Source organism: Erwinia sp. JH02 (genome assembly GCF_013074405.1).
Taxonomy (GTDB): Bacteria; Pseudomonadota; Gammaproteobacteria; order Enterobacterales; family Enterobacteriaceae; genus Erwinia; species Erwinia rhapontici.
Genome location: NZ_JABANZ010000006.1, coordinates 298181 through 311768 on the forward strand (window position 1 = coordinate 298181; position 13588 = coordinate 311768).

Here is a 13588-nt window from a genome sequence, read left to right on the forward strand (position 1 = left end):
ACAGGGCGGAGAACGTTCCCGCGCTGCAAGAAGAATCAGCATGAATTTAGCCTTTACACTCCTCGACTGGCAGGCTAGCGCGCCCGGGTTGAATGAGCCTGAGCACTGGCAAAACTGGGCAATGCAGCCGCCCGTCATCGACAGCACGCAGCAACTGGCCAAATGCAGCCAGCTGCCGATGATGACTGCGCGGCGTCTGAACAGCGGCAGCCGTTCGGCGGTGGACTGTGGGCTGTCTGTCATGCGTCGTCAGCCCGTGGATGCGCTGGTATTTACCAGCCGTCACGGTGAGCTGGAGCGTAATCTACGTATTCTCACTGCCCTGGCAAAACAGCAGAATCTGTCGCCGACAGACTTTGCGATGTCGGTGCACAATGCGGCGGTAGGCAGCCTGACCATTGCCGCCGAAGCCCCGTTGGTCTCAACGTCATTGTCAGCCGGAGTGGACTCTTTTCAGCAGGGTATGCTGGAAGTGGCCGCGTTACATGCCTCGGGCTATCACCATGTGCTGCTGGTTGATTTTGACGGCACCATTCCTGATATCTATCACCCGCATATTCCTGACCTGACGCTGTTTTCTGCGTATGCGGTGGCATTGCTGCTGGCACCGGGTGATGCCTGTCAGTGTGTGAGCCAGCCGCAGGCTACGCCGCGTGCACCTGCGCTGCCGCAAAGCCTGCTGTTCCTGCACGGTTGGCTGGCACGTCAGGCGCAGTTCAGCGTGCCGGGCGATCGTTTCCACTGGCAGTGGGCGTGTCGCTATGACTGATCTCACCCTGCGAGCCCGACCTTATCGTTACCTCAGTCGCTACTGGCGCATTCTGATGACCGGCCTGTGCTTTACGCTATTTGGTCTGGGAGGGCTGATGCTGTCGCTGGTGTGGTTTAACCTGCTGCTGCTGTTGCGCAATCCTCAGCAGCGCCGCCGCCTGGCGCGGCGCAGTATCTCGCGCTGTTTTCGTCTTTTCCTGCGCTGTTGCCGTACCCTTGGGGTGTTTGACTACCGCATTGAAGGGGCCGAACTGTTGCAACAGGATCGACGTTGTCTGATCGTGGCGAATCATCCTTCGCTGGTGGATTACGTGTTTCTGGCGTCAGTGATGCCGGAAGCAGATTGCCTGGTGAAAGCCGGGTTACAGAAAAACTTTTTCCTTTCCGGCGTGGTGCGCGCTGCGGATTATCTGGTGAACAGCCAGGGGGAAACGCTGCTGCCGGACAGCCAGCGCCGTCTGGATCAGGGCGATGCGATTATCCTGTTCCCGGAAGGGACACGTACCCGTTACGGTGAACCACTGAAACTCCAGCGCGGCGCTGCCAATATTGCAGTGCGCTGCCGTTGCGATCTGCGTCTGGTTCATATTGTCTGTACCCAGCGTATGCTCGACAAGCAGAGCCGCTGGTATCAGGTACCAGAAGAAAAACCGCTGTTCACCGTGCGCGTGCAGCAGCGCATTGACGGCAGCACATTTTGGGCCGAAGAGGGGGAGCTGGAGTCACGTGCCGCGCGTCACCTCACTCACTATTTGCAAGATGCATTAACACCAGAACATCAATAATTATTCGGAAACAGTATGGAAGAGTTATCGCTCGAAATTAAACAGATGATCATCGACACGCTTAATCTGGAAGAAGTGAGCGTGATGGATATTGAAACCGACGCGGCGCTGTTTGGCGACGGCCTGGGTCTTGATTCTATCGACGCACTGGAACTGGGCCTGGCGGTGAAAAGCCGTTACGGCGTGGTGCTCTCTGCCGAAAGTGACGAAATGCGTCAGCATTTTTACTCCGTTGCCACCCTGGCGGCGTTTATCCATGCCCAGCGTTCTGCGCTGACGGCCTGATTGTATCCAGGAGAAGACCGTAATGGATAAGAACGAAATTTATCAGGAAATCACTGGCCTGCTGGTCAAATTGTTTGAGCTGGATGCGGACGATATCAAACCGGAATCGCGTCTGTATGAAGACCTTGAACTGGACAGCATTGATGCCGTCGATATGGTCGTGCATTTGCAAAAGCGCATTGGCCGAAAAATCAAACCTGAGATCTTCAAATCAGTCCGCACCGTGCAGGATGTGGTGGATGCAGTAGAACAATTGCTGCGTGAAGGCTGATCGTTAACGGCGGCAGGGAAAGCGAACCGATGCTACGTATGCTCACCGGGCTGTTGCTGGTGCTGTGGCCATTTCTGGTCGGGTTCAGCCTCACTCACCCTCAATATCACTGGCTGCTGCCATTGATGGCACTGCTGTTTGTGCTGCGCTGGCTGGGGTTGCGTCGGCAGCAGGGGGCATTTGCGATGACAGGCAAATGGCTGGCAGTGGCCGGGGCAGCGCTGTGTGCGGCCAGCATGCTGCTGCGCGACCATCATTTGTTGCTGTGGTACCCGGTGGCGGTAAACGCCATTCTGTTGTTGCTGTTCGCCAGCTCCTTATTCAGCGCCATGCCGCTGGTTGAACGCCTGGCCCGTCTGCGTGAAACCGATTTACCGCCGCGCGCGGTGGCATACACCCGTCGCGTCACGCAGGTCTGGTGCTTGTTCTTTCTGATGAATGGCGGGGTGGCGCTGGTCACCTGCCTGCAAACTTCTCTTTTCTGGTGGACGTGGTGGAACGGACTAATCAGCTATCTGTTAATCGGGCTGTTGATGGCGGGCGAATGGTGTGTACGCCAGCGCATAAAGGCCTCGCGGTGAGTCACAACGTTTTGCCAATGGGCGACTGGCTGACCACCGTTACGCCGGGCATCGTGGCACGCAGCGGCACGCATCAATGGACCCGACAGCAGTGGCAGCAGCAGGTCACCGCGCTGGGTACGCGTCTGCTGGCGCACCCGGGGCAACGCTGGGCGCTGTGCTTTGAAGACTGCTATCTGTTTAGCGTGGCGTTACTGGCGGCGCTGCATGCGGGAAAAACCCCGCTGATCCCCGGCCACTGTCGGCCCTCACTGCTGGCGGAGCAAATCGCGGAATTCGACGGCGTGCTCAGCGATCAGGCATTTCCCCTCGACTGCCCGGTCTGGCAGGTCGACGAGGCGGGCAGGGCGTCAGACAATGTGTTGCCGCCGATGGCCCCTGATGCCGCCATTATCCTGTTTACCTCCGGTTCTACGGGCGCGCCACGGCAGGTCAGTAAACCCGTTGCCAGCCTGGATGAAGAGGCGCGCTGGTTGCATACGCTGTGGGGCGAACGTCTGCAAGGCTGCACCCTGATTGCGTCGGTCACTCATCAGCATCTCTACGGGCTGAGTTTCCGCCTTGTTATGCCGATGGCGCTGGGGCTGCCGTTTGACAGCCGCCAGGTCTGCTACAGTGAACAGCTGGTGGCGCAACCCCCAGGGCGCTATGCGTTTATCAGCAGTCCGGCCTTTCTGCGCCGTATTGATTTCTCCCTGGCGGCCCCTGACTGCTGCCTGACGGTGTCAGCCGGAGGGGCATTGCCATGGCGGGATGCGCAGTCGGTGACGGAGTGGACCGGGTATCCGGTCGAAGAGATCTACGGCAGTACCGAAACCAGCGCCATCGCCAGCCGTACCCGCGCGCGTGATGACGCCGCGTGGCAGCCGTTCAGCGGGGTGGCATTCCGCCAGGATGAGCAGAAAAACTGGTGGGTGCGTTCGGCGCTGATCCCACTGCCGCAGGGTGCGATGCTGGACGATAAGCTGGTGTTCAGTGAGCAGGGCTTTCAGCTCTGTGGCCGCCATGATCGTATTGTGAAAATCGAAGATAAACGTGTGTCGCTCAGTGAGATTGAGCGGCGGCTGCTGGCGCTACCGGAGGTGGCCGATGCGGTGGCACTCCAGGTGGTGCGCGGCGATCGCAGCGGCATTGGCGTGGTACTGGTGCTTTATCAGCCGCAGAGCGATCTCAACGGACTCAAACGCCAGTGGCGTCATGAACTGCAGCGCTGGCTTGAGCCGGTGGCGATGCCGCGGTTCTGGCGGGTGGTTGAGATCATCCCGCATAACAGTCAGAGCAAACGTGCCTGGCCGCAGATACAGGAGTTATTTCATGTTGCCCGTTGAGCTTGCGGTACAACAGCAGGGCAGCGAAGCGGAACTGCTGTTGCGCGTCGATGCGGATCTGTTCTGGTTCCAGGGCCATTTCCCTGAGCAGCCCCTGTTGCCCGGCGTGGCGCAGCTGGACTGGGTGATCCACTATGGCACCTCGTTGCTGGCCCCAGGGCTGCAGTTTGCCTCCGTGGATAACATTAAGTTTCAGCAGCCGATCCTGCCGGGCGCTACGCTGAAACTGACGCTGAGCTGGCAGCCTGAAAAAGGGCTGAGTTTTCAATATCAGCGGGTGACCGATGCGGGGCTGCACCCGGCCAGTAGCGGGAAGATCCGCCTGTGTTAAACGAGACGTTCCGCCCCTGCGTGGTGATCCCCTGCTATAACCACGGCATGATGATGGCCTCGGTATTGGCCCGCCTGGCCCCGTTTACGTTACCAGTGCTGATTGTCGATGATGGCAGTGATGCCGCCACCGCCGTTCAGCTCGATGCGCTGGTGGGGCCGGACGTGCAGCTCCACCGCCTGACGACCAATCAGGGCAAAGGCGTGGCGGTACTGGCCGGGCTGACGGAGATGGCCCGTCAGGGCTTTACGCATGCGGTTCAGGTGGACGCTGACGGGCAACATCAGATCGAAGACTGCCCGCGCCTGCTGGATGCAGCGCGTGCTGCGCCGGAAGCGCTGATCTCAGGCCAGCCGCAGTATGACGACTCGGTGCCTCGGGCGCGCCTCTATGGCCGCTATATCACCCATTTCTGGGTCTGGGTGGAAACCCTGTCCTTTTCCCTGAAAGACAGCATGTGCGGATTCCGTGTGTATCCGCTGGCCCCGACGCTGGCGCTGGCACAGCGCCGTGCTATCGGTCAGCGTATGGATTTTGATACGGAAATTATGGTGCGCCTCTACTGGGCGGGCACGCCTTCGTACTTCGTTGCCACCCGGGTAACCTACCCGCAGGACGGGCTGTCACACTTTGATGCGCTGCGCGATAACCTGCGTATCTCCTGGATGCACACCCGGCTGTTTTTCGGCATGCTGCCGCGTATACCTTCCTTACTCTGGCGCAGAAAAACCGCACGACACTGGTCTGCTACCCCGGAACGCAGCGGGCTGTGGGGCATACGCTTTATGCTCACCGTGTATCGGTGCTTTGGCCGCCGCGCGTTTACGTTGTTGCTGTGGCCAGTGACCGCCGTGTACTGGCTGACCGGCGGCGAACAGCGGCGCGCCTCCGTGCAGTGGCTGAATGCCGTCCGTGATTACGCACAGTCGCAGCAGCTGACATTGCCCAAACCGCTGAGCAGCTTCCGCCACTTCCTGCGTTTTGGCGATGCCATGCTGGACAAAATTGCCAGCTGGCGCGGCGATCTGCGCTGGGGTAAAGACATTGATTTCGCCCCCGGTGCCGGGGTAATTATCAACCACGGCCCGCCGGGCGGGCGACTGATCCTGGCCTCGCATCTGGGCGATATTGAGGCCTGCCGTGCACTGGCACAGCAGGTGAGTGGGCTGGTGATCAACGCGCTGGTGTTTACCGACCACGCGCAGCGCTTCAAACAGGTCCTGGACGAGATTGCCCCACAAGCCAGTGTTAATGTGATCCCGGTGAGTCATATCGGCCCGGAAACCGCCATCATGCTGCGGCAGAAGCTCGATGCCGGAGAATGGGTGGCGATTGTCGGTGACCGTACGGCGGTCAACCGCCAGCGCGGCGGCAGTCGTCGTGTGATATGGAGCGAGTTTCTTGGCAAACCGGCCCCCTTCCCGCAGGGGCCTTTTGTGCTGGCGGCGGCGCTACGTTGCCCGGTGATGCTGATGTTTGCCCTGCGTCAGGGCAGCACGCTGCGTCTGCACTGCGAGCCGTTCGCCGACCCGCTGGAACTGCCGCGTGCGACACGGCAGCAGGCCTTACAGCAGGTCGTCGATCGTTATGCACAGCGGCTGGAATACCATGCGCTGCTGTCGCCACTCGACTGGTTTAACTTTTTCGACTTCTGGCAACTGCCGGAAGCTCCCCCGACCGAACATGAAGAGAAGGATCCCCGGTGTTAAACGATGCGCGTTTCTCTGTTGAGGTTGAGCTGACCGTTCCGTTCCACGATGTGGATGCGATGGGCGTGGTCTGGCACGGCAACTACTTCCGTTATTTCGAAATTGCCCGCGAAGCGCTGCTGGGCAAGTTTAATTATGGCTACCGCGAGATGAAGGCCTCGGGGTACGTCTGGCCCGTGGTGGATACCCGGGTAAAATATCGCGGCACCCTGACGTTTGAGCAGCGTATCCGCGTGCGTGCCACCATTGAAGAAGTGGAGAATCGCCTGCGTATCGCTTATCAGATTTTTGATGCAGAGAGCGGCCAGCGTACGACCACCGGTTACACCATTCAGGTTGCGGTGGCCGAAGGGGAGACGGGCATCAGCTTTGTCTCGCCGCAGATCCTGTTTGATCGTCTGGGAGTCACGCTATGATCAAAATGCTTTTCACCTTGCTGATGCTCACCAGCCTTAGCGTGCAGGCCGTTACGCTGGACGCACTGCAACAGCGCTTTGCCAGCCAGCCGGTGGTGCGGGCTGACTTCAGCCAACTGCGTACCATCAAAGGTATGGCGCAACCCCTGAAATCCAGTGGCCAACTGCTGATAGCCCAGGATAAAGGGCTGTGGTGGCAGCAGGCAAAGCCTTTCCCGCTGACGCTGGTGCTGGATGAAAAACGCATGGTCCAGGTGATGAACGGCCAGCCGCCGGAAATTGTCACTGCCGACAGCAATCCGCAGATGTTCCAGTTCAACCATCTGCTGCGCGCCCTGTTTCAGGCAGACCGCCAAGTCCTGGAGCAGAACTTTGCGCTGGATTTTCACGATCTCGGGCAGGACCGCTGGCGCCTGGTGCTGACGCCAACCACTTCGCCGCTGGATAAACTTTTTAACAACATCACCTTACAGGGTGCTGCGTATCTCGACAGCATTCAGTTGAATGACCGACAGGGCGATCGTACGGATATAACCCTGAGCAATCAGCGCCTGACGCCGACTCACCTGACTGATGAAGAGCAGCAGCATTTTGTTTTCTAACCGACCGCGTCAGATTGCCGTTGCCTGGCTGATCGTCTGCCTGCTGCTGTTGGCCGGGCTGGCGGCATTGCTGCCGCAGGCGCGTATTAACAGTAGCGTGCTGGCGCTGCTGCCTGCTCAGTCGATGGGGGCGATGCCAGCCGACCTGGAACAGGGCTTTATGCAGCGTCTTGACCGCCAGATGGTGTGGCTGGTCAGCGCCGGGAAGCAGGATAACCCGGCCGTGGCACAGACGTTGCTGACGAAGCTGCAACAGCTTGAAGGACTGAAGCAGGTGAAAGGGCCGCTGGACGCACAGCAACAGCAGGCCTGGGGGCAATTTGCTTTTCAGCACCGAAACAGCATGATTGATGCCGCCACGCGCGCACGGCTGGAAAACGGCGGAGCCGCCCAGGCCGACTGGGTGCTGGCACAGCTCTATTCCGCGTTTGCCGGGGTGAGCGGGCAGGAACTGAATCACGATCCGTTGATGCTGGTGCGTGGCGCACAGCTAATGATGCAACAAAATGCCAGCCAGCTCGGGCTGAGCAACGGCTGGCTGACCACCCGCGATAAGCAGGGGCAGCGCTGGTACTTTATTCATGGCGAACTGGCCAGCAGCTCGTTCGATATGCAGCAAAGCCACGCCATTGTTGGCCAGCTTCAGGATATCGAGCAGCAACTGCGACAGCAGTACCCGAATGCACAACTGCTGTCACGCGGTACCGTCTGGTTCAGTGATTATGCCAGCCAGCAGGCGCGGCATGATGTCTCCACCCTTGGGGTGGCCACCATTGTTGGTGTGCTGCTGCTGGTTTTCTCGGTGTTTCGTTCACCGCGACCGCTGCTGCTTTGCGCGCTCTCCGTAGGGATTGGTGCACTGGCAGGGACGGTGATCACGCTCCTCTGCTTCGGTGAGCTGCACCTGATGACGCTGGTGATGAGCCTGAGCATTGTCGGGATTTCGGCCGATTACACCCTCTATTACCTCACGGAGCGCATGGTTCACGGGGCAGATATGACCCCGCAGGAGAGCCTGCATAAGGTGATGCGTGCGTTGCTGCTGGCGCTGGGCACCACCGCCATTGCATGGCTGATTATGGTGGTGGCACCCTTCCCGGGGATTCGCCAGCTGGCGGTGTTCGCTGCTGTTGGCCTGACGGCATCCTGCCTGACGGTGATCTGCTGGTATCCGCTGCTGGTGAAAGGGTTGCCTGTGCGCCCGGTGCCGCTGATGGCGCTGATGGGGCGCTGGCTGGCGGCGTGGCGGCGCAACAACCGCCTGCGTATCGGTCTGCCGCTGCTGGTGGCACTACTTTCGCTGGGCGGGATCAGCCAGCTGCGCGTTGATGATGATATTTCCCAGCTCCAGGCGCTGCCCGCGCATTTGCTGGCCGTGGAGCGGCAGGTCACTGCGCTCACCGGTCAGAGTGCCGATCAGACCTGGATGGCGGTTTCCGGCGATAACCCGCAGCAGACCTTGCAACGTCTGGAGGCGCTGGCCCCGAAACTGGGCGATGCGCGCCGTCAGCAATGGCTCAACAGTTACCGTCTGTTGCCGCTCTCCTCCCTGGCGCAGCAGCAGCAGGATTTACAGAGGCTGCAGCAGGCGGCTCCGACGGTGATCGCCCGTTTGCACGAGGCCGGGGTGACGGTGAATGCCCCCGATCTCAGCGCGCAGCCGCTGACGCCGGAAGCCTGGCTTAACAGTCAGAACAGCGAAGGCTGGCGCCTGCTGTGGCTGACGCTGCCTGACGGGCGCAGTGGTGTACTGGTGCCGTTGAGCGGCGTGAGCAATCGTGCCGCACTGGCGCAACTGGCTGACAGCCTGCCGGGCGTCAGCTGGATTGACCGTAAACAGACCTTCGATACGCTGTTTGCCTTTTACCGTACCCTGCTGGGCTGGCTGCTGGCAGCCGCGCTGGTGGCGATTGCCCTGAGCAATGTGCTGCGCCTTGGCTGGCGTCAGGGGCTGCTGACGGTGATCCCTTCCGTACTGTCACTGGGCGGTGGACTGGCGGCGCTGGCGTTGTCCGGCCATTCGCTTAACCTGTTTTCGCTGCTTGCGCTGGTACTGGTGCTGGGCATTGGGATTAATTACACCCTGTTCTTCAGCAATCCGCGTGGGACGCCGATAACCTCTCTGCTGGCGGTGTTGCTGGCGATGGCGACCACGTTGCTGACGCTGGGGATGCTGGTGTTCAGCAGTACCCAGGCGATCAGCAGTTTCGGCATTGTGCTGTGCAGCGGCATCTTTACCGCGTTCTTACTGTCCCCGCTGGCACTGCCGGCGAAACGGAGAAAAAAATGAAAAGCCTTCTGGCGCTGTTCTGCGCCGCGTTGCTGCTCACGGGCTGTGCCGGAAAACCGGATGACACCCGGGCGCAGGCCTGGCTTAAACCGGGCGTACGCGTGACGTTACCGCCCCCGGCCATTGATCCGGCGTTCAGTCAGCAACAGCTGCTGACCGGGAGTTTCAAGGGCAAACAGCAGTCGCTGCTGGTGTTGCTGAGTGCCGATGGTCAGCAGCTGACGCTGGCCGGGTTGTCATCACTCGGCATCCGCCTGTTTCGGGTAACGTATGATGCCAGCGGCATTCACGCCGAACAGGCGCTGGTTCTGCCGGAGATGCCGCCAGCCAGCCAGGTGCTGGCTGATATTATGCTCAGTCACTGGCCTGTTTCCGTGTGGCTTCCGCGCCTGCCGGCGGGCTGGACGCTGGCAGACCAGGGCGACCGCCGGCAGTTGCGTGATGACGGGGGCAAACTGATCACGGAGATCCGCTACCTGCAACGCGGGACACAGCGGATGCCGATCAGTGTTCAGCAGTTTGCTTTTGGCTACCATATCTTGATTCAGAATCTGGACGGATGATGATGTTTATTTCTGCGGTGGGTATGCTCAGTGCGCTGGGTGCAACGTCCGATGACATCGCCGATAACCTGGTGCGCGGCGTGGCACCGGGGATGCGTGCCGACAGCGGATGGTTGATCGGCGATAAACCCTGCTGGACCGGGCGGGTGGATGCGGAATTACCCGCGGTTCCGGCCCGGCTGGCGGCGCATAACAGCCGGAATAACCAGCTGCTACTGGCGGCGCTGGCACAGATTGAAACGGAAGTGCAGTCGGCGATCGCGCATTTTGGTGCAGACCGCGTGGCGGTGGTGCTCGGCACCAGCACGTCTGGCCTGGATGAGGGCGATCGTTTTATCAGCGGTGACAGCGAGAATTATCACTATTTTCAGCAGGAGCTTGGCGATCCCTCGCGTTTTCTGGCGGACTATCTGCAACTGAGCGGCCCGGCCTACACGCTGTCGACGGCCTGCTCTTCCAGCGCGCGGGCGCTGATCAGCGGGCAGCGATTGATTGACGCCGGACTGGCGGATGTGGCGATTGTCGGCGGGGCCGATACGCTCAGTCGTATGCCACTCAACGGTTTTGACAGCCTTGAGTCGTTATCAGCGCAACGCTGCGTGCCGTTCAGCCAGCAGCGTGATGGCATAACGATTGGCGAAGGGGCGGCGCTGATGCTGCTGACCCGCGAGCCGCAGCCCGTAGCGATTCTGGGTTATGGTGAGTCCTCGGACGCCTGGCATATGTCGGCACCCCATCCTGAAGGGGAAGGGGCCAAACGCGCGATTACTATGGCGCTGCAACAGGCGGGTCTGGCCCCGGAGCAGGTGGGGTATATCAACCTGCACGGTACGGCAACGCGGTTAAATGATCAGATTGAAGCGGGCGTGGTCAGTGCGCTGTTTGGCGACCAGGTACCCTGTAGCTCCACCAAGCACTTAACCGGACATACGCTCGGTGCCGCAGGCATTGTTGAGGCGGCGCTGTGCTGGCTTATCCTCACACGTCACCTGCCGCTGCCGCCGCAAGATTTCAGCGCCAGCACCCCGGACAACGGCCTGCCAGATTGCGGTCTGCTGACGGTGCCCGAGCCGCTGGAACGCCCGGTGATCATGAGTAACTCTTTTGCTTTTGGCGGCAATAATGCCTGCCTGATTTTAGGAACGCTGTGATGTCAGAGTATCAACCCGCCGCGTATTACCTGCCGCATGCCTCACCGATGGTGCTGGTAGAGCAGGTGCTGATGGTCAGTGACGAAGAGGCCCATTGCCGGGTACGGGTCAGTGCTGACAGTGTGCTGGCACCCTTTCTCAACCCGCAGGGGGCATTGCCTGCCTGGTTCGGCATTGAAATTATTGCCCAGACGATAGGCGTCTGGTCAGGCTGGCATGGCCGCCAGCAGCATCAATGCCCCCCGCGTCCCGGGATGCTACTGGGCGGGCGCGGCTACCGCTGCCAGCAGGCGATTTTCCCCGCTGACAGCGTGCTGGATATTCGCGTCAGCCTGCTGATGCGCGATGAAAAAATAGGCAGTTTCGACGGCGTTATCACCATTGATGGCGACACCTGGGCCCATGGCCGACTGAATACCTATCAGCCAGATGACCAGGAACTTCAACAACTTATGCAACAGGATATTCAGGAATGACGCGTTCTGTTTTAGTCACCGGAGCTAGCAAAGGTATCGGCCGTGCGATTGCGCTGCGCCTGGCCGCCGATGGATTTACCGTGATAGTTCATTTTCACAGCGATGAGCAGGGCGCACGGGATACGCTGCACCAGATAGAAACGGCCGGAGGCATGGGCCGCGTGCTGGGCTTTGATATTGCCGACCGCGAGATGTGCCGCACCCGTCTTGAAGCGGATATCGAGCAACATGGCGCTTATTATGGCGTGGTCAGCAATGCCGGTATTACTCGCGACGGTGCATTTCCTGCTCTGAGCGATGACGACTGGGACCAGGTGATCCACACTAACCTCGACAGTTTTTATAACGTGATCCAGCCTTGTGTGATGCCGATGATCGGACTGCGCAAAGGCGGGCGCATTATTACCCTCTCGTCGGTTTCCGGCATGATGGGTAATCGCGGACAGGTGAATTACAGTGCGGCCAAAGCGGGTATTATCGGTGCGACCAAGGCGCTGGCGATTGAGCTGGCGAAACGCAAAATCACCGTTAATTGCATTGCTCCGGGTCTGATTGATACGGGAATGATCCAGATGGAACCGGTGGCGGTGGATGAGGCGCTGAAGATGATCCCGATGAAACGCATGGGTGCCGCAGAGGAAGTGGCCGGGCTGGCCAGCTATCTGATGTCTGATATCGCGGGATATGTCACCCGTCAGGTCATTTCGATTAACGGGGGGATGCTCTGATGCGCCGTGTTGTGGTAACAGGAATGGGGGGCGTGACCGCCTTTGGTGAAAACTGGCAGGCGGTGTCTGAGCGTTTGCGCGCGGGCACCAATGCGGTCCGTAAGATGCCGGAATGGCAGATTTATGACGGCCTGAATACCCTGTTAGCGGCACCCGTAGATGATTTTACGCTACCGGAGCATTACACCCGTAAACGTATCCGTTCCATGGGGCGCGTCTCACTGATGGCGACCCGTGCTACCGAACTGGCGCTGGAGCAGGCCGGGCTGCTGGGGCACCCGGTGCTGACCAATGGCGATACCGGTATTGCTTACGGTTCCTCAACCGGCAGCACCGGCCCGGTCAGTGAATTTGCTACCATGCTGACGGAAAAGCACACCAACAACATTACCGGCACCACCTATGTGCAGATGATGCCGCACACCACAGCGGTGAATGCCGGACTGTTCTTTGGCCTGCGAGGCCGGGTGATCCCGACCTCCAGCGCCTGCACCTCCGGCAGCCAGGCCATCGGTTATGCATGGGAAGCGATCCGCCACGGCTATCAGACGGTGATGGTCGCAGGTGGGGCAGAGGAGTTATGCCCTTCAGAGGCGGCGGTGTTTGACACGCTGTTTGCCACCAGTCAGCGCAACGACCGCCCACAAAGCACGCCTTCACCGTTTGATACCCAACGTGATGGTCTGGTGATTGGCGAAGGGGCCGGGACGCTGGTGCTGGAAGATCTGGAACACGCTGAAGCACGCGGTGCGAAGATTTATGCGGAGATCGTCGGTTTCTATACCAACTGCGATGCTGCGCATATTACCCAGCCACAGCGTGAAACCATGCAAATCTGCATTGAGCGGGCATTGCGCTCGGCAGGGCTGACAGCCGACGATATTGGTTATATCAGCGCTCACGGCACCGCGACCGACCGTGGCGATGTGGCGGAAAGTCATGCCACGGCGGCGGTCTTTGGCGACCGTACGCCGGTTTCATCGCTGAAAAGTTATTTTGGCCATACGCTGGGTGCCTGTGGCGCGCTGGAAGCCTGGATGAGCATTGAGATGATGCGTGAAGGCTGGTTCGCCCCTACATTAAACCTCACTCAACCCGCTGAGGATTGTGCCGCGCTGGACTACATCATGCAGCAACCCCGTGCGATACAGACGGACTACATTCAGTCCAACAACTTTGCCTTTGGTGGCATCAACACCTCTCTGATTTTCCGTCGCTGGTCCTGACCCTGCTAAGGCGTTGCAACTGCAACGCCCTTCTTGTTATTTTTGTCTGGAAATATTAGTTAAGGTTGATAATCA

At 59.7% G+C, this 13588-nt stretch carries 16 protein-coding genes; all 16 read left to right on the plus strand.

Annotated elements, in window-relative coordinates; all coding sequences use genetic code 11:
• Positions 1 to 40: 40 nt before the first annotated feature.
• From HHI26_RS16860 to HHI26_RS16935, 16 genes are read left to right on the plus strand one after another with little or no spacing between them, the layout of a single operon-like run.
• A complete protein-coding gene (locus HHI26_RS16860; RefSeq protein ID WP_171149390.1) occupies positions 41 to 769 on the plus strand; it encodes a beta-ketoacyl synthase chain length factor in 729 nt (242 codons plus the stop codon).
• Positions 762 to 1556 (plus strand): lysophospholipid acyltransferase family protein, encoded by a 795-nt coding sequence (locus HHI26_RS16865; RefSeq protein ID WP_133840950.1) that lies wholly within the window; start codon positions 762 to 764, stop codon positions 1554 to 1556. The genes HHI26_RS16860 and HHI26_RS16865 overlap by 8 nt, the downstream gene beginning before the upstream one ends.
• Before the next feature lie 15 nt (positions 1557 to 1571).
• Positions 1572 to 1841: a phosphopantetheine-binding protein gene (locus HHI26_RS16870; protein ID WP_133840949.1), complete on the plus strand. Its 270-nt coding sequence runs from the start codon at positions 1572 to 1574 to the stop codon at positions 1839 to 1841.
• 22 nt (positions 1842 to 1863) lie between these two features.
• Positions 1864 to 2112 (plus strand): acyl carrier protein, encoded by a 249-nt coding sequence (locus tag HHI26_RS16875; RefSeq protein WP_133840948.1) that lies wholly within the window; start codon positions 1864 to 1866, stop codon positions 2110 to 2112.
• 29 nt (positions 2113 to 2141) lie between these two features.
• A complete protein-coding gene (locus HHI26_RS16880; protein ID WP_133840947.1) occupies positions 2142 to 2693 on the plus strand; it encodes a hypothetical protein in 552 nt (183 codons plus the stop codon).
• Positions 2690 to 4021: an AMP-binding protein gene (locus HHI26_RS16885; protein ID WP_346775690.1), complete on the plus strand. Its 1332-nt coding sequence runs from the start codon at positions 2690 to 2692 to the stop codon at positions 4019 to 4021. The genes HHI26_RS16880 and HHI26_RS16885 overlap by 4 nt, the downstream gene beginning before the upstream one ends.
• Entirely contained in the window at positions 4008 to 4352 is a 345-nt protein-coding gene (locus HHI26_RS16890) for a beta-hydroxyacyl-ACP dehydratase (RefSeq protein WP_133840946.1), read from the plus strand. Before HHI26_RS16885 ends, HHI26_RS16890 begins: the two co-directional genes overlap by 14 nt.
• Positions 4346 to 6061, plus strand: a complete 1716-nt coding sequence (locus HHI26_RS16895) for a glycosyltransferase family 2 protein (RefSeq protein WP_171149391.1) — start codon at positions 4346 to 4348, stop codon at positions 6059 to 6061. The genes HHI26_RS16890 and HHI26_RS16895 overlap by 7 nt, the downstream gene beginning before the upstream one ends.
• Complete coding sequence (locus HHI26_RS16900; RefSeq protein ID WP_159337103.1) at positions 6055 to 6477, plus strand: thioesterase family protein; 423 nt, start codon at positions 6055 to 6057, stop codon at positions 6475 to 6477. The genes HHI26_RS16895 and HHI26_RS16900 overlap by 7 nt, the downstream gene beginning before the upstream one ends.
• Positions 6474 to 7079, plus strand: coding sequence for an outer membrane lipoprotein carrier protein LolA (locus tag HHI26_RS16905; protein WP_159337102.1), 606 nt, complete (start codon positions 6474 to 6476; stop codon positions 7077 to 7079). The genes HHI26_RS16900 and HHI26_RS16905 overlap by 4 nt, the downstream gene beginning before the upstream one ends.
• Positions 7051 to 9369 carry an MMPL family transporter gene (locus tag HHI26_RS16910; protein ID WP_171149392.1) on the plus strand — a complete coding sequence of 773 codons (2319 nt, stop codon included), beginning with the start codon at positions 7051 to 7053 and terminating at the stop codon, positions 9367 to 9369. Before HHI26_RS16905 ends, HHI26_RS16910 begins: the two co-directional genes overlap by 29 nt.
• Entirely contained in the window at positions 9366 to 9932 is a 567-nt protein-coding gene (locus tag HHI26_RS16915) for a DUF3261 domain-containing protein (protein WP_159337100.1), read from the plus strand. Before HHI26_RS16910 ends, HHI26_RS16915 begins: the two co-directional genes overlap by 4 nt.
• Complete coding sequence (locus HHI26_RS16920; protein ID WP_171149440.1) at positions 9932 to 11083, plus strand: beta-ketoacyl-[acyl-carrier-protein] synthase family protein; 1152 nt, start codon at positions 9932 to 9934, stop codon at positions 11081 to 11083. The genes HHI26_RS16915 and HHI26_RS16920 overlap by 1 nt, the downstream gene beginning before the upstream one ends.
• Positions 11083 to 11559 carry a hotdog family protein gene (locus HHI26_RS16925; RefSeq protein ID WP_171149393.1) on the plus strand — a complete coding sequence of 159 codons (477 nt, stop codon included), beginning with the start codon at positions 11083 to 11085 and terminating at the stop codon, positions 11557 to 11559. Before HHI26_RS16920 ends, HHI26_RS16925 begins: the two co-directional genes overlap by 1 nt.
• Positions 11556 to 12287: a 3-ketoacyl-ACP reductase FabG2 gene (locus HHI26_RS16930; RefSeq protein ID WP_171149394.1), complete on the plus strand. Its 732-nt coding sequence runs from the start codon at positions 11556 to 11558 to the stop codon at positions 12285 to 12287. The genes HHI26_RS16925 and HHI26_RS16930 overlap by 4 nt, the downstream gene beginning before the upstream one ends.
• Positions 12287 to 13513, plus strand: a complete 1227-nt coding sequence (locus HHI26_RS16935) for a beta-ketoacyl-ACP synthase (RefSeq protein WP_133840938.1) — start codon at positions 12287 to 12289, stop codon at positions 13511 to 13513. Before HHI26_RS16930 ends, HHI26_RS16935 begins: the two co-directional genes overlap by 1 nt.
• The last annotated feature ends 75 nt before the right edge of the window (positions 13514 to 13588 follow it).